At 58.3% G+C, this 19,326-nt stretch carries 17 protein-coding genes and 1 pseudogene; 6 read left to right on the forward strand and 12 right to left on the reverse strand.

Annotation, left to right across the window (positions count from 1 at the left end):
* Positions 1 to 33: 33 nt before the first annotated feature.
* The gene (locus ASD52_RS18915) at positions 34 to 333 is read right to left on the reverse strand and encodes a hypothetical protein (RefSeq protein WP_057210148.1); all 300 of its coding nucleotides are present in this window, start codon (positions 331 to 333) and stop codon (positions 34 to 36) included.
* A 1,333-nt stretch (positions 334 to 1,666) separates the two neighbouring features.
* On the opposite strand from ASD52_RS18915, the gene ASD52_RS37510 reads away from it, so the two are divergent.
* Complete coding sequence (locus ASD52_RS37510) at positions 1,667 to 1,822, forward strand: CsbD family protein (RefSeq protein WP_082523738.1); 156 nt, start codon at positions 1,667 to 1,669, stop codon at positions 1,820 to 1,822.
* A 158-nt stretch (positions 1,823 to 1,980) separates the two neighbouring features.
* Here the strand turns inward: ASD52_RS37510 and ASD52_RS18925 are convergent, their stop codons facing one another.
* From ASD52_RS18925 to ASD52_RS18955, 8 genes and pseudogenes are all read right to left on the reverse strand, one after another.
* The gene (locus tag ASD52_RS18925) at positions 1,981 to 3,240 is read right to left on the reverse strand and encodes a PHB depolymerase family esterase (protein ID WP_057225182.1); all 1,260 of its coding nucleotides are present in this window, start codon (positions 3,238 to 3,240) and stop codon (positions 1,981 to 1,983) included.
* Between the two features lie 30 nt (positions 3,241 to 3,270).
* The gene (locus tag ASD52_RS18930) at positions 3,271 to 3,684 is read right to left on the reverse strand and encodes a hypothetical protein (RefSeq protein ID WP_057225184.1); all 414 of its coding nucleotides are present in this window, start codon (positions 3,682 to 3,684) and stop codon (positions 3,271 to 3,273) included.
* A gap of 286 nt (positions 3,685 to 3,970) precedes the next feature.
* A pseudogene (locus ASD52_RS40125) lies at positions 3,971 to 4,133 on the reverse strand (cysteine hydrolase); the annotation flags it as partial.
* 737 nt (positions 4,134 to 4,870) lie between these two features.
* Entirely contained in the window at positions 4,871 to 6,772 is a 1,902-nt protein-coding gene (locus ASD52_RS18935; RefSeq protein ID WP_057225186.1) for a potassium transporter Kup, read from the reverse strand.
* An 81-nt stretch (positions 6,773 to 6,853) separates the two neighbouring features.
* Positions 6,854 to 7,234 (reverse strand): hypothetical protein, encoded by a 381-nt coding sequence (locus ASD52_RS18940; protein WP_057225189.1) that lies wholly within the window; start codon positions 7,232 to 7,234, stop codon positions 6,854 to 6,856.
* A gap of 26 nt (positions 7,235 to 7,260) precedes the next feature.
* Positions 7,261 to 8,328 (reverse strand): siderophore-interacting protein, encoded by a 1,068-nt coding sequence (locus ASD52_RS18945; RefSeq protein WP_057225191.1) that lies wholly within the window; start codon positions 8,326 to 8,328, stop codon positions 7,261 to 7,263.
* Between the two features lie 13 nt (positions 8,329 to 8,341).
* Positions 8,342 to 9,469: an ABC transporter substrate-binding protein gene (locus ASD52_RS18950; RefSeq protein WP_063991854.1), complete on the reverse strand. Its 1,128-nt coding sequence runs from the start codon at positions 9,467 to 9,469 to the stop codon at positions 8,342 to 8,344.
* 17 nt (positions 9,470 to 9,486) lie between these two features.
* Positions 9,487 to 11,739 carry a TonB-dependent siderophore receptor gene (locus tag ASD52_RS18955; protein WP_082571846.1) on the reverse strand — a complete coding sequence of 751 codons (2,253 nt, stop codon included), beginning with the start codon at positions 11,737 to 11,739 and terminating at the stop codon, positions 9,487 to 9,489.
* A 224-nt stretch (positions 11,740 to 11,963) separates the two neighbouring features.
* Between ASD52_RS18955 and ASD52_RS18965 the strand changes: the two genes are divergently transcribed.
* Positions 11,964 to 13,043, forward strand: coding sequence for an AraC family transcriptional regulator (locus ASD52_RS18965; protein ID WP_162254172.1), 1,080 nt, complete (start codon positions 11,964 to 11,966; stop codon positions 13,041 to 13,043).
* A 268-nt stretch (positions 13,044 to 13,311) separates the two neighbouring features.
* Here the strand turns inward: ASD52_RS18965 and ASD52_RS18970 are convergent, their stop codons facing one another.
* Positions 13,312 to 13,956, reverse strand: coding sequence for a TetR family transcriptional regulator (locus tag ASD52_RS18970; RefSeq protein WP_057210159.1), 645 nt, complete (start codon positions 13,954 to 13,956; stop codon positions 13,312 to 13,314).
* 22 nt (positions 13,957 to 13,978) lie between these two features.
* Positions 13,979 to 14,650: a GntR family transcriptional regulator gene (locus tag ASD52_RS18975; RefSeq protein ID WP_057210161.1), complete on the reverse strand. Its 672-nt coding sequence runs from the start codon at positions 14,648 to 14,650 to the stop codon at positions 13,979 to 13,981.
* Between the two features lie 225 nt (positions 14,651 to 14,875).
* On the opposite strand from ASD52_RS18975, the gene dctP reads away from it, so the two are divergent.
* The 4 genes from dctP (at position 14,876) to ASD52_RS18995 (ending at position 18,215) form a co-directional block, all read left to right on the forward strand.
* Positions 14,876 to 15,862, forward strand: a complete 987-nt coding sequence (gene dctP / locus ASD52_RS18980; protein ID WP_057210162.1) for a TRAP transporter substrate-binding protein DctP — start codon at positions 14,876 to 14,878, stop codon at positions 15,860 to 15,862.
* Positions 15,863 to 15,931: 69 nt separating this feature from the next.
* Positions 15,932 to 16,450: a TRAP transporter small permease subunit gene (locus ASD52_RS18985; protein ID WP_057210164.1), complete on the forward strand. Its 519-nt coding sequence runs from the start codon at positions 15,932 to 15,934 to the stop codon at positions 16,448 to 16,450.
* Positions 16,447 to 17,748: a TRAP transporter large permease gene (locus tag ASD52_RS18990; protein WP_057210166.1), complete on the forward strand. Its 1,302-nt coding sequence runs from the start codon at positions 16,447 to 16,449 to the stop codon at positions 17,746 to 17,748. The genes ASD52_RS18985 and ASD52_RS18990 overlap by 4 nt, the downstream gene beginning before the upstream one ends.
* Before the next feature lie 14 nt (positions 17,749 to 17,762).
* Complete coding sequence (locus ASD52_RS18995; RefSeq protein ID WP_057210168.1) at positions 17,763 to 18,215, forward strand: type II 3-dehydroquinate dehydratase; 453 nt, start codon at positions 17,763 to 17,765, stop codon at positions 18,213 to 18,215.
* A 172-nt stretch (positions 18,216 to 18,387) separates the two neighbouring features.
* Here the strand turns inward: ASD52_RS18995 and ASD52_RS19000 are convergent, their stop codons facing one another.
* Complete coding sequence (locus ASD52_RS19000; RefSeq protein WP_057210170.1) at positions 18,388 to 19,131, reverse strand: NYN domain-containing protein; 744 nt, start codon at positions 19,129 to 19,131, stop codon at positions 18,388 to 18,390.
* Positions 19,132 to 19,326: the final 195 nt, after the last annotated feature.

Raw genomic sequence — 19,326 nt, forward strand, 5'->3', positions numbered from 1 at the left:
GCAAGTGGGCGACAGCGTTGATCTTGGTGAATATCACAGGCGTGTCATCGACACCGCGCGGACGACGATCTCGTCTTGCTTGAAGCGGCGCTCGAGTTCCTTGCGGTAGTCGGCCCACCAATTCTGGTCCAGCTCGACGGCCATCACCTCCGCGATTATAATAACGTCCTTTTCCACCGCCCCTTCGTCTTCCCACAAACCCTCCGCAGGGGCGTTACGGTAGAGCGTGGCTCCGCCAAAACGAGTTGTCAGCTGGTCGCGGACCTCCGCGAATCTCTTCGAAGAATCGCGTTTGTTGCCGACAAGCGGCAAAAATATCTGGATCAAATGCATCGCCTTTTCCTCCGACCCGATATCCCAGGTTTTCCAAGGCGGACCATCACCCGCCTCGGCGACGCGCGGTGCAATTAGCCTTCGGCGTTTGGGTTCGGCATGGGTCCGTTCGATCCGAAGTTGCTCCCGTCGTTCGTACGATTGTCTTCAACTTCGAACCTCCCTCGACATGGCTGTCCGCTCAGTGAATCCTCGAGACCTGATAAAGTTCCGGTCCGCGACCTATCAGGCGAGAACATGACGCGATGGAAGTAATGGGTTCACATGGTCGCTGTGCACTGGCCAAAAGGGTTATGGTCGGTTCAGGAGCGGCTGGCCTGCGCTTGGCGAGCCTGCGGACATGCGCCCTTCACTCTATACCGCGCGGGTTTGAAGCTGGGCAGGATCGTTCCGAACGTCGAATGGGAATCGGCCTTCCAATATCGCGGAGGAGGGAGGACAAGCTTCGTCTTTATCTGGAGCAGGTAGTCGCAGAACTGTCGAGCGCTAGCGGAAAGCACATCGACGTCGCGATCGATCTGCCGCCTGAGCCATTGTTCGTGGATGCCGGGCGTGTTGGACAGTTGGTCTCCAATCTGCTCGGAAACGCCCTGTCTCATGGAGCGGAACACAAGCCCGTTGAGCTATCTGCGCAAGTGGTCGAAGAAACCGTGATTATTTCCGTCTCAAAAGGTTGCGTTCCCATTCCGCCCGATCTTCCAACCCTTCTTCCATGGCGAAGACCCCGGGGGACGTCACGAGCAGGGGTTGGGTCTTGGACTGCACATCGCTTCCGAGATCGCAAAAGCCCACGGCGGAACGGTTACAGTCTCGTCGTTGAACGAGAAAACCACTTTCGAGGTCAGGATGCCCGTCAGTTCGCAAGCCGAAGAGCCAGGAGCGGAATAATCCGTCAGGTGAAGTGTACCTGAAAACACTCGCGTGAGACGTTTGGAATTGGGTGGAATGCTGCCAGTGGCACTACAGCACCGACCCCCACAGTGATGTGTGGCAATAAAGTGCGGCGTGGCTCCACCTTGAATTCTGCGGGTCGCGTTGGGCCGCTGGCGTGGGCCCGTGGTCAAGCCTTCGGATTGCCATGGCAGAAAGGAATAGGCCGACCCGTCGGAATGAGTAGACCTCGTTCCGCAATGTCAGAATGCGGCGTTCAGCGCCTTTTCCTCATCAGTTCACTTGATGAGCCGCGCCGGCTCGGACACTCAAGACGCTGTCGTTGATATGGTCGCCTACGACGAGCAATGAAGGCCAGATCGAACACGTGTGCCGAGCCTTGCCGGGCCGCCCGTTCGAACAACTGGGGCGCAAGTCGCGTCCTCCAAATCGGGAGACCCGCATGGACAGTGCAAAGGACAAAGTTGGGGGCAAGGCCAATAAGCCCGGTGGTAAGGCCAAGCAAGCCGCAGGCGCGGCACAAGAGGCAAGGCGCGGTGCCCAGCAAGCCAAAGGAAAGCTAAAGGACGCAGTTAAAGTTGCCGTAGACGAGGCTTAAAGCATTGAAGCTGCCGTGCGAACCTGTTCTTGCGCCTGCCGAACAGTATCTCTTGCCGCCCGTTGCGGGCACGGAACATACCATTGGTCCTCGCAAGCGCTTATGACTGACGGACCAGCATGCCGGCACGTGTGCATTCCTCCGGCGGCCGAGTGCCTTCATTCCTTCCCATCGAGGAAGAAGCGCACCATTTGACAAGAGGCATCCGGACCATGCGGGTCCGTATACGTTCCCGAGGGATTGCCGCCGGACCAGGCATGACCGGCGCCCTCTACCAGCCAGTATTCGACCGCCGGGCTTCCACCGGAATCTGCTACGATGGTTCTTGTATAGATCCGCCCGCTCGCGGAGCGGCCGGATTCCTTACGGACCGCGCATCGCGCGTCGGTAGGCGTTGCCTCGGCGACGATCCGATCGGCGTTGGAGGGATGGACCGTCCGATCAGCACCTCCCTGGAAGACGATCGTCCGGAGACGGTGACCATTAGCGAGCCGCTTCGGATCGGATGCAAGACCGCCGTCGCCGCGCATCGCGGAGAAGGCTGACATGACGTCGTTGGCCGATCCGTAGGCCAGGCCGGAATGGATCCCCGCGGCCGAATAGAGATCGGGATAGGTCTCGCCCATGACCGCCGCCATTGCTCCCCCTGCCGATAGGCCTGCCACGAAGACCCGGTCGCGATCGAGGCCGAATTCCGACATGATCTCCTTGGTGATTCCGGCAATGATCGAGGGTTCTCCCCCGTCGCGCATTTGGTCGGTGGGCCTGAACCAATTCCAGCAGGACGACGCATTGTCAGCACCGCTTTGACGGGGATAGGCGACCATGAGACCGTGCGCCTCGGCAACCGCGTTCATGCCCGTTCCTGCAGCAAAATCTTCGGGATCCTGCTTACAGCCATGGAGCATGACGACAAGGCCGCGCGGCCGATCGGGTGCGGACGCGGGAACGTAGAGCCTGTAGCTTCGCGAACCCGCGGGGCAGGTGAAGGATCGTGCCAAGAACTGTGCCCCATCCGAGATGACGGGCTCTCGGACCTGTCTTGCCGTGCCCGGCAGGCCGACGTCGTGTAGCGATCCGAAGACGCCCCGCGCCAGCCGACTCTCGCTCAAAATCCGTACCGTTTCTCGCAAGGGCTTCCGCAACTTCGGCGACGACGTGCCATTGCCAACCTTTTGGGCGGGCTCTTCGGCATCAGACCGTGTCGGTGGCTCGATGATCTCGGCATCCGGATCGACCGGGAAGGGGGCGGAACGCTGAATTGGCCGCGGTGGCGTGATGTCCGATGACGAGATGCGAGTATCGGAGACCGATCGGCCGGCCAGCGCATCCTGGATCACGCGTGTCGCCTCGGCGACGTTCAAGGCGCGCGTGGACCGTAGCGCACGGCGCATGGCCGCTTCAAAATCGTCATTCATGGAGTTGTCCTTCTTGGTCGGGCCGCAGTTTTACCGGATGCGTTCGGCAAGCGCTGATTTCAACTCGGTGCTGGCCTGGAGGGCGCCGAGCACGGTGATGGATTCAATTGTTGCCAGAGCAAGTTCTGGTGTGACGTCGGACGCGATGCGGGCAAGCCCGACCACTTTGATGTGAACTCTTTCGCCGGCCGCCTTCAGCGATTCCAGTTCCGCTCTGCTGTAGTCGCGCAAACCCAGTTCCAGCCTGTGCCGGACGATCGACTGCTTGACGGCCTCGGCCTCGGCCGTGAGCTGGTTGCGGATCGCTGTGCGGATGAAGTCGCTGCGATTGGAATAGCATCCTTCCTGCACGAGAACGTCGATGCGACCGAGATCGACATAACCAAGATTGATGGTGATCTTCTCAGATTCACCGCCCCTGTCGCGTAAGAGATTGTCTTTCATACCATCCACTGACCATCTACCTGGATGGTATATGGATGTTTACGCAGCCTTTTGCAAGAGCTTGTGTAGAAGGCAGAGCGGTTCCGGCCAAGAAGGCTGCGCAGCCTGTTAACTTAAGCTTGGTTCGAGGGCGCGATGCATCGAGGCTTGGGGCGGTTTCGGGACTGGTCGACCTCTCTGCTAAACACCTCTGCTGAGGCGCGCAGGCGTCGGAGTTGATCGTATCGCTCTAGCTCGGCAGTCCGCCGGACGGCATGTCGTTGATGGAGACGGCCACCGCTGCTCTGGAAATGAAGGGATATATTTCGTAGTATGGCGGCCTCTCCTCCGGAGAGGACGGCGGCACGAAACGCGTGAATATGGTGCGCGATCGGGAAATCGGGTTGCAACCTCAGCAATCTGACCGAACACCTGGGGTATCCAAGCGACCTGCCAAGGGTACGTTGCATGTCTATGTAAAGGTGAGCCCATTTTCCGATTCATCGTGCGGCGCTCAAGTGAAATGCCAGGGGCGGAATGTTGATCAACCACGCTGCACCGCCAGCGACGGCCGCCAATCCCAGCCAGCCTCCGCGGCGCGGAGTGCCCGGATGTTCTAAAAGGGAGGACGAGAGAGGACCCACAGAGGTTGCAGAAACTCGTTGGCGTAAGACTTCAGTCCTATTCAAACCCGTTTGTGAACCCTTATTTCACTCGGAATGGGCAAGAGAGGATCGACGATAATTTTTCTATTGCTGGTCCTTGTCCTGCTCGTGATCGCGATCTACGGCTTTCTTGCGATTCAACAGCTGATCTAATTGCAACTCAGTCCCGATTTACTCCTCAGGCCGCGAGCCAGGTCATGGCAAATATCGTAACGATACCAAGAGGATCATGATGCCGGCGACGTTGACCGGGCCCATTCGGCCTGCCTCTGTCTGTCGCGCTCAACCCTGCAGCCGACGATATGTTTCCGGGTGAAGCTGTCGAAAGTTAAGAGAAAAGCAGGGCGCCCGGTAGACTGAAAAGGAGCGCTGCAGTTGGTCGACTTGACGGTCCGCTAAGCCAACATTTCAGAGGAGAACATCCTGCTGAAATAGGAACGCTCTTCAAACTTCTTGTTGTTGAAATGTTCCTTCAATCGAGTGCAGATCAAGCTCCGCGGCTGAGGCCCAGTGATGCCGCTTCCAAGCGTGGCCTGCGCACTTTAGATAATGACTTGCTCTCCCAGCTCGACGACTCGATTGGCGGGCAGATGAAAGTAATCAGTTGGATCAATCGCCGAGTCGGCCATGGCGATGAAGAGCTTGTCTTGCCAGTGGGGCAGTCCTGACTGGGGGTCGGCTATCAGCTTGCGCCGGCCGAGATAAAAGGACGTCGACATGATCTCGAACTTGAACCCCCCCTTTCGACAGCGCGCCAGTGCCCGTGAGACATTCTGATCGTCCATGAAGCCGAATCTCAGCTCCAGCAGGCTGAACCGATCAGACAGCTGTGTAATTGTGTAGCGGTCCTTCTCGGGCACATACGGGACCCTGGCGGTCTTGATGGTCATGATGACGTTGTGCTGATGAAGGACGTGATTGTGCTTGATGTTATGCAACAGAACTGCCGGCGTTGTGTCGGGCGTAGCGGTCAGGAAGACCGCTGTTCCGGGGACGTCGACAGGAGCGTGCTCGGACTTTCGTTCGACCATGGCCATGAACTGGCTCAGCGGAATGTCGTGACGGGCGGTCTTCTCGCGCAGCAGGCTGACCCCCTTCCGCCAGGTCAACATCATCGTGATCAAGATGCCGGCGATCAGGATGGGCACATACCCTCCGTGGTGAACCTTCAACAAATTGGCGCCGAGGAAGACCAGTTCGAGACTGAACAGGGGAAGCAAGACGGCTATGGCTGTCAAAGCGGACCAGCCCCATTGGCGCCGAACGAATTCGAAGGCGAGGATCGTATCGATCACCATCGCGCCCGTAATGGATACGCCGTATGCGGGGGCAAGGGCTTCGGAGCTACCGAACATCAGCATGAGGGCGAGAACACCGGTCAAAAGGATGGTGTTGACCAAGGGTAGGTAAATCTGACCCGTTTGCGTTTCCGAGGTGTAGTAGATCTCGAAGCGGGGGAGGAAGCCGAGGTGGATCGCTTGCCGTATAAGCGAAAAGGCTCCGGTGATCACCGACTGGCTGGCGATGATCGTTGCGGCCGTGGCAAGGATCACCATCGGCAACAAGGCCCAGTTCGGGAACATCAGGAAAAACGGATTGTCGATGACATTGGGATGGGACAAAACCAGCGCGCCCTGTCCCAGATAGTTCAACGCGAGGGCGGGGAACACGACCGTAAACCACGCCGACTGGATGGGCAGCCGGCCGAAATGACCAAGATCGGCATAAAGCGCTTCAGCGCCGGTCACGGTAAGGAAGATGGCGCCGAGTACGATAAAGCCGACGAGGCCGGCATCCCACAAGAAGCCAACCGCATAGAGCGGGTTGAAGGCTGCAAGGATCGCCAAATCGTCGCCTATATGCGCAATGCCAGCAGCTGCCATCACCAGAAACCAAATAAGGGTGATTGGACCGAAGAAAATCGAGACAGCACCGGTCCCGCGTGACTGGACGGCGAAAAGCAGCAGGATTATCACGATAGAGATCGGCAGCACGTAGTCGTCAAGCGCCGGCGTCACGAGCTTCAATCCCTCGACGGCCGACAGCACCGACAGCGCCGGAGTGATCATCGCGTCACCGATGAACAGGGCGGCACCGAGAACGCCGGCAAAAAACATGAGGACCGGATACTTGGTGCCCTTCTTCAGCAACAGGGCGAGCAGGGACAAAGTGCCACCCTCACCATCGTTGTCGGCGCGAAGCAGAAAGAGCACGTATTTAATGGTCACGATGGCGGTCAGCGTCCAGAGTACCAGCGACACGAGACCGATGACTTCGTCCCGCCCGACGCCACCTGGCCCAAACGGGCGCAGTGCCTCGCGGAAGGCGTAGAGAGGGCTGGTCCCGATGTCGCCATAGACCACGCCGATTGCCCCGACGGTCAGCGCCAGAAACTGCGGCAGATTTTTCGCTTGTGCCGGTGCGTGGTCGAGGGAGTCGGCCATGTGTTCTCCCTATCCTTATGGCGACCTGCTGATCTTACTGAAGATGTTAAATGCGGTCCCCTCGAGAGTCGAGCAACTGAATCAACTGAACCACTTTCTTATTTGTTCCTGCTTAACTACTCCGAAAAGCGCGTTGCCAGCTCGGCAAGCGCAGTCGTCTACCCTGAACAGATCGGATCCGTTTGAAAGCTCTGGGGCCGTCGCGAGCCCGTTCGTGGCGTGGAGAGATTCAAGACGCACCTCTTCGACTGCCATGGTATTCTTTTCGCTTCTGGTCTTTTGAATTGGCGTCTTGATCGTGCCGCGTAAGCCATCTTCCTTCTGGTCAGGGGGCGAAGATCTGCTGCCACGCCGGACTTTCTTTGTGCTCGAAAGATCCGCATAAAGTATCGACGGGAACTGGTAGCCCATTAAATGTGGTTGGTCCATTCCGCGGTCGGCAATGGGTATGGCCTGCTTCATTGGCTAGCTGATCCGGTTAAGGCGCGTCAGGAAGAAGTCCCAGCACGCCAATAGGAGACGACAAGTTGCTCGTCGCGCTTTAGCTTCGTCTGCTCGCGGACGAACTGGCGGATCGTCTTGAACGCGCCATGTTCGCACGCAGCCCAGAGATAGATCGACCTGCCATCTTCCGGAAATTCGCTATTCCTGACAGCATCGACAAGCAGACTTCCTGGCTTTGCCCCGTTGCGCACGAGCCAGCGCACGTCGACCGCCGCCGAACTCTCTAAAGCCTGGATTTCTTCGCCGTCAGCCACCTCGATGTAGGCAATCCCCGTCGCAGCAAAAGGCAGGTTGGCGAACATCCGGGCAATCGCGGGAAGGGCGGTCTCATCTCCGGCAAACAGATACCAGTCCGCCACGACGAGTCCGCCGCCGCCAGGTCCGAATACGCCTACTTCCGTGCCGATGACTACTGTCTCGGCAAACCGAGAGCCAGGCCCGACATCGGAGTGGATCACGAAGTCAATCTCGATCTCTTCCGTCTCGACGTCGACGGAGCGGACCGTATATTTACGCAAAAATGGTTTGTGGTCCGGATCCTCCCATTCGATCACGCCACTCGACGCCACCGATGGCCAAACCGGGCTTCGGAGTTCCGGTCTTTGGATCAGAAGATTGAGGTGGAGCGCGTCGAGACCTGCAAAACGGGCGGCGTTCTGGCAGCGAAACCTCAGGCGCCGCATATGGGGCGTCACGTCGTGACTGCCGATGACCGTCAGGACCTGGAAATTGGGTGGCCGTGTCTGACCGTCGCTATCGCCGCTCCAGCGGATCTCGGGGGCCGCCTCTCCGGCGAACTCCAGGATATGGGAGGCGATCGTCATACGCGCGAAATAGAGGTGCTCGAAATCAGGCGCCTCTATCTCGACGCACGTGCGTGCGCCCTCGCCGAAAAAGCGGGCGGTGCAGCCGGATAGTCGCAGCACGACCTCGCCCGCCTGCCTGCTGACCTCTGCGCCGTGCTCGAGCATGTGATGGCAAAGCCGGGTTATGACGGGTTCAGGATTAGGCAAGGCAATCAATGCCTGAGCCGAATAGGTTCTGCCTACCATGGGGACATTCCTGTCATTGCGCGATCCTTGAAACGTCGAGGTCGAGCCAGAAGGTGCCTTCGAGTGGCACGCTCAAGAACCGGTTGTTGATCTCGGCAAGGGTCGCGGCCGGATCAATGTCAGTGAACAGATCCGGATGAATCCATCGCGCGTAGCATTCAAAGGCCAGAACATTGAGAACCGAGATCGACAGTTGATGGGACACTGCGTGGGCACGGCCGCTACGCACTGCTGTCAGACTGGAGCGCAAGTCGCTCGAAACAAGCATGGCGAACGATCTCGATGCCGCATCCGCGGTGATATCATCGCCAAGAACGAGGCCGTTCTGGGCCGCAAGGTGCGGTCCTCCGGTCGCAATGTAGACCTCCGGGTCCTTTACCAGCACGTACTCGGCGCTCAGCCTTCCGTCGTAGCCGGGCACGCCGACGCCAATGCTCTCGCCTCCGGCCAGCTTGAGATATTCAGTCATGCGGTTGTCGCGCCCCGGCGTTGAGCAACAGTCCTCGCCGGCGTGGGCATCGATCAGGACCGAAGGGCGCCTGAGATTGCGCGTGCGATCCGTGATGAGCGCATAACGCGGCCGGACAAAATCGCTAAAGGCATGGGCCTGCGCCTCTCGGCCGATCACCTTTCCAAGAAGTTCGATCGAGGAAATGGTAGTTTCTGCCGGGCCGCGTCCATCGTTGGCGGGGCCATCGAGAAATACCACCGGCACCCCGGCGGCCTCCAGTGTCGCAGCGACCTGTGTCCAGCTTTGGTCCCAGAGAGAGACGACGAAGACGTCCGGCTTGACGGCGAGAATGGCCTCAGGCGAGTTCTTTGAACCGACCACGCCACCCGCCACCGGGATAGAATCGATGCTGGGAAAGCGGGCGCGGAACGACTGGTAGAAACCTCTGTCGATCCTTTGCGGCGCCGCCCAGCCGGCGAGGCGCGAAACCGGATCCGGATCGATAAGCGCCAGCGACAGGAGCAGCAGGCTTTCATTGGTAGCGATGCGCTGGGCGGGGATTGCGAGGCGGACGTCACGCCCTGCGGCGTCGGTGAGCCGGATTTCCGCCGCCGCCGGCACGCCCAGGAAGAGCGCGATGACGAATGCTGCCGCAAGTCGGACCAATGGGACGGTTGTCTGGACAGGCATTTTCAGGATCATGCGGCCTACCACGCGTAGTTCAGGCTGGCCGTAACCGCCCGTCCAGCACCGTAGTTGCAACTTCCGCCGGTAATGTTCAGGCAATGCGAGACATACTCCTCGTCGAACAGATTGGTGACGTTGACGCGAAATTTCGTGCCTTCGAAAGACTTGTGCAAGGCGTCGAAGTCATACGCGGCGCCGATATCGACCAGTACGCGGCTGGGGATGCGCAAATCATCTCGATAGGTGGCGTCGGTCTGATAAGACGAGGTCATCCGCACCCCGGCGCTCAGCGAAAGGCCCTCGATGGCAGAAGGACGATAGTTTATCCAGGCGCTGCCCTGATGCTCTGGCGATCTCAACATCTCGCGGCCCCTGGCCGCCGCGTTCGTAGACTGGACTACTTCGGAATCCGAATAGGCGTAGGAGGCAAGGACGTCGAATTCGGGGGTGATCTCGTACTTCCCTTCAAGCTCCAATCCCCGCACGCGCTGCTTGCCGGTCTGCACGCTGTAGAGCGAACTGGCAGGATCGGGCGTGAGGCCATTTTCGAGCGTCAAGTCAAACAGTGAGACCGTGATCATGCCCCAGCCGCCCGGCGGCTCGAACTTCACGCCAATTTCGTACTGTTCGGCCCGTTGCGCCTCAAAGGGCATTCCGGACCGGCTGGCACCCAGGGCCGGCAAGAAGGCGGTGGAATAGCTGACGTAGGGAGCGATACCGTTGTCGAAGAGATAGGAGAGGCCGGCCCGCCACGTCACTTCGCGATCATCGTTGGAGACGGTCGACCGATCCGGAGCCAGGCGGTTTTGGGTATCGATGTCCGAGAGATCGTAGCGCAGGCCGACCGTCCCTACCCAGTTGTCGTAGCGGATCTGGTCCTGGGCATAGAAGCCGACCTGCCGTTGCTTCTGCAGGCCAGAGCGCTGGATGGCCGGGACTGGTATCGGTGCGGTGCCGTAGACCGGGTCGAGATAGTCGAGGGGCGGCACTCCGACAGTGCCGTTGCCGAAATTGGTCGACGAATCGGCCCGGAGGACGTCGATGCCGAAGAGAGCCGTGTGATCGAGGGCACCGGTATCGAACCGGGCTTCCAGTTGGGTGTCGACGTTGAAGCTTGTCAGCCAATCATCCGACACTGCCGAAGCCCGATTGAGGGTATGGCCGTCGGGCCGATAGGCGAAGGCCGGGTTGACGAGGGCGAGGAACATGTTCTGGCTCGCGCGGCCGTAGCGCAGGTTCTGACGCACGCTCCAGGTGTCGTTGAACTCGTGGGAAAATTCGTATCCGAGCGTATAGAAATTGCGTTCAAAGATGCTGGCGTTGGGATCGCCGAGATAGAGCTCTCGTGGGATCTGTCCGAATGAATTGTCGATCAGTGTCCCGATCGCCGGGTAGAAACGGGGGTTGAAGTCCTTCGGGCGATCCTTCTGATAGTAGCCATAAAGAGTGAGTTGTGTCTGGTCGGTCGGCGCCCAGGTCAAGCTCGGCGCAAGCATGAGCTGGCGTTCTTGCTCTCGATCGATCTGGCTGCCCATGTTCTTGCCGAGTCCGGTAAGCCTGTAGGTCCAGTCGCTTCCTTCGCTGACCGGTCCTGTGAAGTCGAACATCCCTTCGATGCCACCGAAAGACGAGGTCTGGATGCCTACCTCGTTATGGCGCTCCGGTTGCGGCCGCTTGCTGACCTGGTTGACGAGCCCCCCTGGGACCGCCCGGCCGTAGAGAACCGACGCCGGCCCCTTGATGACGTCGATGCGCTCAAGTGCGTAGGGGTTCACGGCCGGAGTGGCATAGTTGTTGGGGTCGCCCGGAAGCACCAGTCCGTCGAGCCACATCGTACCGTAGGTGTTGAAGCCGCGGATATAGAGCCAGTCGTAACGGATGTCGTAGCCGTTGCTCTCGGTCAACACACCCGGAGTGTATCGCAGCGCCTCCGACACGGTGTTCACCCCTTGCTCGTCCATCTGGTCACGCGTGACGACGCTGATTGCCTGTGGCGTCGCGAGGAGAGAAGTATCGGTCTTTGACGCGCTGAGGCTTCGCTTGGCGACAATCCCATTGTCCGGCCCCCTTGGGTTGTCCTTAGAAGCAGTTACGGTGATCGCCTCGAGCCGGGTTCCCGGGGCCACATCCTGTGCCAACACAGGTGCCGCGAGACCGAGGACGCCAGCAAATGTCGAGGCAAAAAGGGTCGTCTCTTTGCGGTGCGCAGCGAACGTGCGTGCACGCTCTTTCGCGTCGCGTCTTTTGCCAAACCTGCCGTCTTCGCTCGTCATGATCCTACCCCAAGTCGATTGCATCTTTTGTTAAACTTGACTGATTAAATCAAGTTAAGTTATTGCTTTAGGGCAATTGTTCCACGACGGGCAACGGCGGGTCCTTTGCGCAACGCGCTGATATCTTTGCGTGACGGCAAATGTCCTGTTCGGACTGCCATCTTCAATGGCGCTGCAAGGTTGCTGGTGAATGCCGTGTGCACTACAAGCCGCGAGGGTTGGAAATGACAACTTCAGTATGCCGGTACGGCAATGGCCTGAAACCTGATGCCGAGGGCGAGGTGCAGGCAGATGAGAGCCGCACGAGGCGGCACCTCCGTGTCCGAGATCTCTTGCGCCAGGACGGGATCGTCCTCGAAAGCCCCGACGGACTTTCTCCCGACGATACATTGATGAGGGGAGAATTCCTGCACCGAGAACTCCGCCGTGGGCTCGTGCTGCATGTCAGCGATGCGATCGAGGAGCGGCCCTTCACCGCCACGTCGCGTCGTGGCGAGGAACTTTCCTGCATCTTCTTTCTGGACGGCAATGTCGATCTCTCAATCGGCGACCGCCACTTTCATTTTGATGCGCATGGCGGCGTCGTACAGGGCGTTGCGATCATGAACGCCTCCCCTGAGAGTTTCAGTCGTGCCTCTCTGGGAGGACAGCACCTGCGCCATCTCGTCGTGTCCGCGACGCCGGAATGGCTGCATCTCGACGCGCTCGATGAAGTCGCCGACACCAAGGGCGGCGAAAGGCTTCTCCGCGAACACCTCTTCGAACATCGCTGGACCGTCACTCCTCGCCTGATAGAGATCGTTCGCCAGATCTTCGCGCCCCCACCGCTTTTGCCCGCAATGCGCGACCTCTATCTCGAAAGCCGCGCCGTGGAACTTGTGGCAGAAACGATGGCAGCGGCATTGCAGGCGAGCCGGCGTGAACCGACCGGCATGATTCTGACGCGGCAGGATGCCATTTGCCTCGATCGCGCCAAGAATTACGTCGCAGCGCGATGGGCCGACCCGCTCAATGTTGAAGTGATCTCGCGTGCCGCCGGTATCAGCGCGAGCGGCCTGCAGCGTCTTTTCCGAATCGCGGAGAACCAGAGCGTGTTCGAATATGTGCGCAAACTGAGACTGGCACAGGCCTTCGCGGCCTTGAGCAACGGCGAAGCCACTGTCCTGGAGGCCAGTGTTGTTGCGGGCTATTCTTCCGCGGCCAACTTCGCGACGGCCTTCCGCCGGCAGTTCGGCATCACGCCAAGTCACCTGATGCGACGGTCCGAAAGCCGCCATTGGCCGAAGTCTTCGCAAGCAGTGTAGTTTACATCATCATCGAACGGAACCGGAGGGAGGAGAGGCGGCACAAACGCCTGTCTAGTTCGCCACCTAGGGCGGTTTCCACGAAGCGACCTAGTCGCCCGTTGGTGTTGGGGTCTTTGTTGACCATGGCTTCCCAAGTCGATTGTTGTGCTGAAGTTAAACAGCACTACGTCTTAATAAGCGAAACGGCATTTTTGTTAATTAACGCATTCGCTTAATTAGCGATACATCAATAGAAGCTGGTTCGAATCCGTTCGAGAGCGATAATTTATATTGCTAGACGCAGGTAAGTGATTACAGCGTCCGCGATCATTTTCTTATGCCGTTCGTACGTGGCAGTTTCCGAAAGATTGCGCTGGAAAATCGTACTGAAGGTATGGGCGTTGGAGACCCGGAAGAAGCAGAAGGCGCTGATCAGCAAATGCAGATCGATTGCGTCGATCTCACGCTGAAAACTTCCATCCGCTTTGCCGCGCTCCAGAATGTCCGTCAGCGTTCGAATGATCGAGACGTTGAGGTCGGCAATCTCGGTGGAGCGACGCATGTGCGCGGCCAGGAGAATGTTCTCGCCGCTCACCAGTCTGACGAAGTCCGGATGGTTTTCGTCGTAGTCGAAGGTGTTTGAGATCAGCGTCCGCAGCGCCGCGACTGGCTGCATTTCGGTAAGCTGGAGATCGGCCTCGCGTGAGCGGATCTTGCGGTAGGCCTTCTCAAGGACAGCGAGATAGAGGTCTTCCTTGCTGATGAAATAGTAGTAGATCATGCGCTTGGATGTGCGCGTTCGCTCCGCGATCGCGTCGACCCGGGCGCCTGCTAACCCATGAGCGGCGAATTCCTCCGTCGCGACGGCCAGAATGTTCTCTCGCGTTCTTTCGGGGTCATTTTTGCGCGATACCTGTTCTCGCTTTTCCAATCTCCCGTCTCCGTTGAAGCATTCAGTCAAACCGACCGGTGCGTAGCACGTGATCGATGCCGTGCTCCACGTGTTGGCGCAGCATAGACCTTGCGCCTTCCACGTCGCGGGCCATGGCAAGGTCGAAGAGTTTGCGATGATCGTCCGCAACCGGTTTCCCCCGGAAGCTGCGCGCAAGCAAGTGGTAGCGTAGAAATCGATCGAACGTCGTTGCCAGCGTTTCCATCAGCACCGTAGAGCCGCAAGCCGACGCGAGCGCCTGATGGAACTCCCAGTCGTAGCGCACCCAATCCGGCGTTCGGTCGACGTCGCCGGTTAGCAAACGCTGCTCCACCGCGGCAAGCTTGTGTCTGGCTGCCACAACGCGCGCTTCCCATTCAAGGTCACCCGCGGCGAGAGACAGAGCAAGAGCATGACTCTCGAGCAGAAGGCGCATGTCACCGAGATCCCGCAGCTCCTTCGCGGAAACCGGTGCGACATGGAAGCCGCGCTGCCCTTCGGCAATCACAAGGTTTTCGGTGGCAAGCCGCGATAAGGTTTCTCTGAGGGTGGAGATGCTTACTGAGTATCGATCACGTAGGTCGTCGAGTTTCAGCTTCTGACGCGGAGATAATGTGCCCGCGATGATATCGCTCCGGATTTGGCGAAACGCCATCTCGCTCGCAGTTTCCGATGGTATATTTTGGACGATCATGTTTCCTCCCTTACTCGAATTATATCCTATGAAATGAAAAATCTATGATAAAAATTATTTGACATGAGATATTGAACATCAGAAACTCCGGCTATAGCTGGCCGCTTGTCCGCGCCTTTTTTAACTAACTGGTCCGTGCATGAACAAGGTGCTCTTCCGAGGAGGGAAGAGTGAAAGTGGGAAAGAGACCGGCCACTCGACGGTCGGCTAACGGGAGGAAAATCAATGGTTTTTGAAATCGACCGACGCCGCTTTCTTGGCGTTTCCGCGGCGGCGACCGCGGCTTTTGCTTTCCCAGCATTTGCACAGGACAAACCCGTGCTGAAGTTTTCGGCGGTGTTCTCCGAGCAGGACATCCGCGCCGAGATGATGAAATCCTTCAAGGATGCCATCAAGGACAGCTTCACGCTGGAGCCGTTCTATGGCGGAACGCTCTTCAAGCAGGGCACCGAACTGGTGGCTCTCCAGCGCGGCAACCTGCAGATGGGCAATATCGCCCCGCAGGATATCTCAAACCAGATTCCCGAATGGTCTGTGCTGACCTCAGCCTATCTGTTCCGCGATGCCGCCCATCTCAAGGCGTTCTTCGACAGCGATACCGGCGCGGAATTCAAGAAAATGGCGGAAGATCAGCTCGGCGTGCATATTTTGGGTCCGACCTATTTCGGTGCACGTCAGGTGGGGCTTAAACCGGAAAAGAAGATTGCAACACCTGCCGACATGGCCGGTATCAAGCTTCGGATGCCGGGTGGCGACGCCTGGCAGTTCCTGGGGGCTGCGCTCGGCGCAAATCCGACGCCTATGGCCTATGCCGAAGTCTATACCGGTCTGCAGACCGGCGCGATCGACGGACAGGACAATCCGCTTCCGAACGTCAAGAACATGAAGTTCTATGAAGTGATGTCGCAGATCGTGCTGACCTCGCATCTGATCGGTTACGATCTGCTGACTGTTTCCAGCAAGGTGTGGGCCGACATGTCGCCGGAACAGCAGACAGCGTTCCAGGCGGCGGCGGATAGGGCGATGGCCTGGAGCCAGGAACAGCACCTGGCGCAGGAAAAGGCTCTGGTCGACGAGTTCAAGGCAGCCGGCCTCAAAATCTATGAACCGGACATTGCCGCATTCCGGAAGCATGCACAGGAGAAGTATCTCTCCTCCGATCTCGCAAAATCGTGGCCTGAAGGCATCCTCGAGAAAATAGCAGCCCTGTAGTCGTATCAGCGACAAAAAGATGTCGGCCGGGTTCGACCCGGCCGATTGGGTGAGGTGAGGAGGAATTTCGTGTCCGAGAGACTGCTTGCCTTTGGCCGGTGGCTGCGCCGGCGGGCTGAAAACATTTTGGCCCTCATGCTGTTGGGCATGTTCGTCGTGTTTCTGTTGCAGATCCTGTTCCGCTATGTCCTCAATCTCTCCATTGGCTGGACGCACGAAGTCAGCGTTGCTCTGTGGATCTGGATAGTGCTCTTCGGGTCCGCTTTCGTGATCGGCGAGAGTGAAGAAATCCGGTTCGATTTCTTCTGGGCTAGCGCGTCCGCCCGTGCCCGCCGCATCATGACGCTGATTTTTGCCGTGGCTCTTGTCGTCGCCTTCGGCGTCTCGCTGCCGGCCGTCATAGACTACGTCATGTTTATGAAGGTCGAGAAGACAGCCTATCTCAAGATCCGCTTCGACTATCTCTACTCGATCTACGTCGTCTTTGCGGTAGCAATGATCGTGCGCTACATCTGGCTTGCATGGCAGGCAGCCTTCGGCAAAGCGCCGGACGCTTTCGATCCCACGAAAGCGAGCTCCGGCGTATGAATTTCACCAGTCCTTTTTCGCTTACCATTGTCCTCATCACGGCTCTTGCCTTTTTGGGCTTGCCGATAGGGCTGTCGATGATCGTTGGTTCGATCCTGTACCTGTTTCTTGTCGGAGCCGACATGGGAACGGTGGCCGAGCAATTTCTGAACGGCATGTATTCCAACTATATCATTCTTGCAGTGCCGCTGTTTGTGCTCGCTGCCGAATTCATGAACATCGGCTCGATGACGGAGCGGCTTCTCAACTTCTGTAATGTTCTCGTTGGTCGGTTCCGCGGCGGCCTTGCGCAGGTGAACGTGGTGCAGAGCATCGTATTTGCGGGCATGTCCGGCTCTGCGATCGCGGATGCGGCGGGCAGCGGGCGCATGATGCAGAATATGATGACCCGAGACGGGCGTTACACGCCAAGCTATGCCGCCGCGTTGACGGCTGTGACCTCCGTCATCGGCCCGATCATTCCTCCTTCCATTCCAATGGTAATCTACGCGCTCGTTTCGGACGCATCGATCGGCTATCTCTTTATCGGCGGCATGATCCCTGGACTGTTGATGGCACTTCTGCAGATGGTGCAGGTTGCAATCACCGCGCGGCGCAAGAACTTTCCGGTGGAGGACCCCGTACCGCTTCGCGATATCCCGAAGATCACCTGGCAGGCGCTTCCGGCGCTCATGATGCCGGTCGTTCTGCTTGGCTGCATCTATTCGGGCATCACGACACCGACTGAGGCTGCAGCTCTTGCGGCGGCCTACGCGCTGGCCATTTCCGTCGTGATCTATCGCAGTATTTCGTTGGTGGCCTTCTACGACGCATTAAAGACCAGCTCGAAGACGACAGCATCAATCGGCATGCTGATCGCCGGCTCGCTGGTCTTCAACTACGTTGTCACGATTGAGAACATCCCGGAGACACTGCGTGTGCTTTTGACGGGTTGGGATCTGTCACCAATTGGCTTTCTGATCCTCGTCAACGTCCTTCTGCTCCTGCTAGGCTGCGTGCTGGAGGGGACAGCAATCCTACTGATTATCGTTCCCGTATTCATCCCGACCGCGCAAGCGCTTGGTATCGATATGGTGCATTTCGGGGTCATGGTGGTCGTCAACGTCATGTTGGGGCTGGTTACACCACCCTACGGGCTGTTGCTTTTTATCATGACCAACATTTCCGGTGCGCCGGTGCGCGACATCATTCGCGACGCGTTGCCGTTTCTTGGCTGGATGGTGCTCTGCCTGGCGCTCATCACCTTCTTTCCCGACCTCGTACTCTGGTTGCCGCGCCTCACGGGCTACCAGGGGTAACAGGTAAAGCGATCATGACAGACCCCAAACCCCTCTTCATTCTCAACGGACCAAACCTCAACCGGCTTGGAAAACGCGAGCCGGAGATTTACGGCTACACGACACTCGGCGAAATCGAAACGTGGTGCAAGCAGGCGGCTGGAAAGCGGCCGGTGGAATTTCGCCAGACGAACAGCGAGGAACGGCTTATCGAATGGGTGCACGAAGCGATCGATGAGGACGCTGCAGGCATCATCATCAATCCAGCCGCGTTCACGTTCACATCGCTTGCTTTGCTGGATGCGTTAAAGATGTTTCCAGGCCCGATCATCGAATTTCACATCAGCAATGTTCACAGGCGTGAACCGATCTATCACCGCTCCTACGTCTCGATGCGTGCTACTGCGGTAATAGCGGGTCTGGGGGCTACAGGCTATCCCACAGCGGTTCATGCCATTGAAGCGCTCATTGAGCAAAACAAGGTCTGATGGTGCTCGCAATGTCTTGCGCCACTCCCGACACACAGAGCTGTGCTATCGATCCGCGTCGACTATGCTCCAGCTTGCGAGCAGGCTTCGGCAAGAGGCGATCTTAGCAAGGGGCTCGCATTTGGCGGTCACGCACAGGGCGACACCTTCCGGGAGTTCGAATGGCGGGGACTCAGGCCTTTTTTTTAGATGCTTGTTGTTTAACGCGGATCCGTAGCGGCTTGCCTTCCATTTGCTCGATATCGAAGGCGTTTGTCTTGCGCACGAGATCGCTGAGCTTGCGAAAGCCGTAGGTTCGCGGATCGAAGTCCGATGCCAGGTTCGCCAATTGCGTGCCGATGGACCCAAGCGGGACCCATCCGTCTTCGCTTTCCATCTGGGAGATGACCTTCTTGATGATGGGGGTCGCGGCCTTCGGCTGCTGAAGCGGAGTGGGCGTCTGAGCCGATTCCGCACCATTTGACGCGACGATCGGTAGGAGGTTTTCCGTGTAAATGAATCTGCGGCATGCCTGACGGAAGCTTTCCGGCGTCTTTTGCTCGCCGAAGCCGAAAACATCGGTGCCTTGCTCGCGGATCCGCGACGCCAGACGTGTAAAATCACTATCGGACGAGACCAGACAGAAGCCATCGAAGCGACCGCTGTGCAACAGATCCATTGCGTCGATCACGAGGGTGATATCAGACGCGTTCTTTCCGGTGGTATACGCAAACTGCTGCTGCGGTATGATTGCGTGACGCGACAGCACTTCGATCCATGCTTTCGATCGTCCACTGGCGAAATCTCCGTAGATGCGCCTGACGCTGGCCTCTCCGATCTTGGCGATTTCCTCAAACAGGCCATCGGCAATTTTAGCCGAAGCATTGTCGGCATCGATCAGGACGGCGAGACGAGGAGACCGTGCTTCACCAGACATTGAACTCTCCTTTCACTTCCGCGACGGCTCGAATGTGTTCCCAGCTGTTCCAGCTTTGAGAGGTCAGTTCCGGCTGGAGGCGGTATGAGCCCTAAGCCTGCTCTAATGAGAGGCCTGCTTCGCTCACCTGAAAAGCAACCGATCACTCAATCCCCCATAAAGCCCTTGCCACAAGGCGTCCATGTATGAAGCATA

Origin of the sequence: Ensifer sp. Root142 (assembly GCF_001426785.1) — a bacterium.
In the GTDB taxonomy this organism is placed as follows: Bacteria; Pseudomonadota; Alphaproteobacteria; order Rhizobiales; family Rhizobiaceae; genus Ensifer; species Ensifer canadensis.

Coding starts and splice junctions, on each gene's coding strand:
- ASD52_RS18915 (WP_057210148.1), bottom strand. CDS start 333: ATGCATTTGATCCAGATATTTTTGCCGCTTGTCGGCAACAAACGCGAT.
- ASD52_RS37510 (WP_082523738.1), top strand. CDS start 1,667: ATGGACAGTGCAAAGGACAAAGTTGGGGGCAAGGCCAATAAGCCCGGT.
- ASD52_RS18925 (WP_057225182.1), bottom strand. CDS start 3,240: ATGAATGACGATTTTGAAGCGGCCATGCGCCGTGCGCTACGGTCCACG.
- ASD52_RS18930 (WP_057225184.1), bottom strand. CDS start 3,684: ATGAAAGACAATCTCTTACGCGACAGGGGCGGTGAATCTGAGAAGATC.
- ASD52_RS18935 (WP_057225186.1), bottom strand. CDS start 6,772: ATGGCCGACTCCCTCGACCACGCACCGGCACAAGCGAAAAATCTGCCG.
- ASD52_RS18940 (WP_057225189.1), bottom strand. CDS start 7,234: ATGAAGCAGGCCATACCCATTGCCGACCGCGGAATGGACCAACCACAT.
- ASD52_RS18945 (WP_057225191.1), bottom strand. CDS start 8,328: ATGGTAGGCAGAACCTATTCGGCTCAGGCATTGATTGCCTTGCCTAAT.
- ASD52_RS18950 (WP_063991854.1), bottom strand. CDS start 9,469: ATGCCTGTCCAGACAACCGTCCCATTGGTCCGACTTGCGGCAGCATTC.
- ASD52_RS18955 (WP_082571846.1), bottom strand. CDS start 11,739: ATGACGAGCGAAGACGGCAGGTTTGGCAAAAGACGCGACGCGAAAGAG.
- ASD52_RS18965 (WP_162254172.1), top strand. CDS start 11,964: ATGACAACTTCAGTATGCCGGTACGGCAATGGCCTGAAACCTGATGCC.
- ASD52_RS18975 (WP_057210161.1), bottom strand. CDS start 14,650: ATGATCGTCCAAAATATACCATCGGAAACTGCGAGCGAGATGGCGTTT.
- dctP (WP_057210162.1), top strand. CDS start 14,876: ATGGTTTTTGAAATCGACCGACGCCGCTTTCTTGGCGTTTCCGCGGCG.
- ASD52_RS18990 (WP_057210166.1), top strand. CDS start 16,447: ATGAATTTCACCAGTCCTTTTTCGCTTACCATTGTCCTCATCACGGCT.
- ASD52_RS18995 (WP_057210168.1), top strand. CDS start 17,763: ATGACAGACCCCAAACCCCTCTTCATTCTCAACGGACCAAACCTCAAC.
- ASD52_RS19000 (WP_057210170.1), bottom strand. CDS start 19,131: ATGTCTGGTGAAGCACGGTCTCCTCGTCTCGCCGTCCTGATCGATGCC.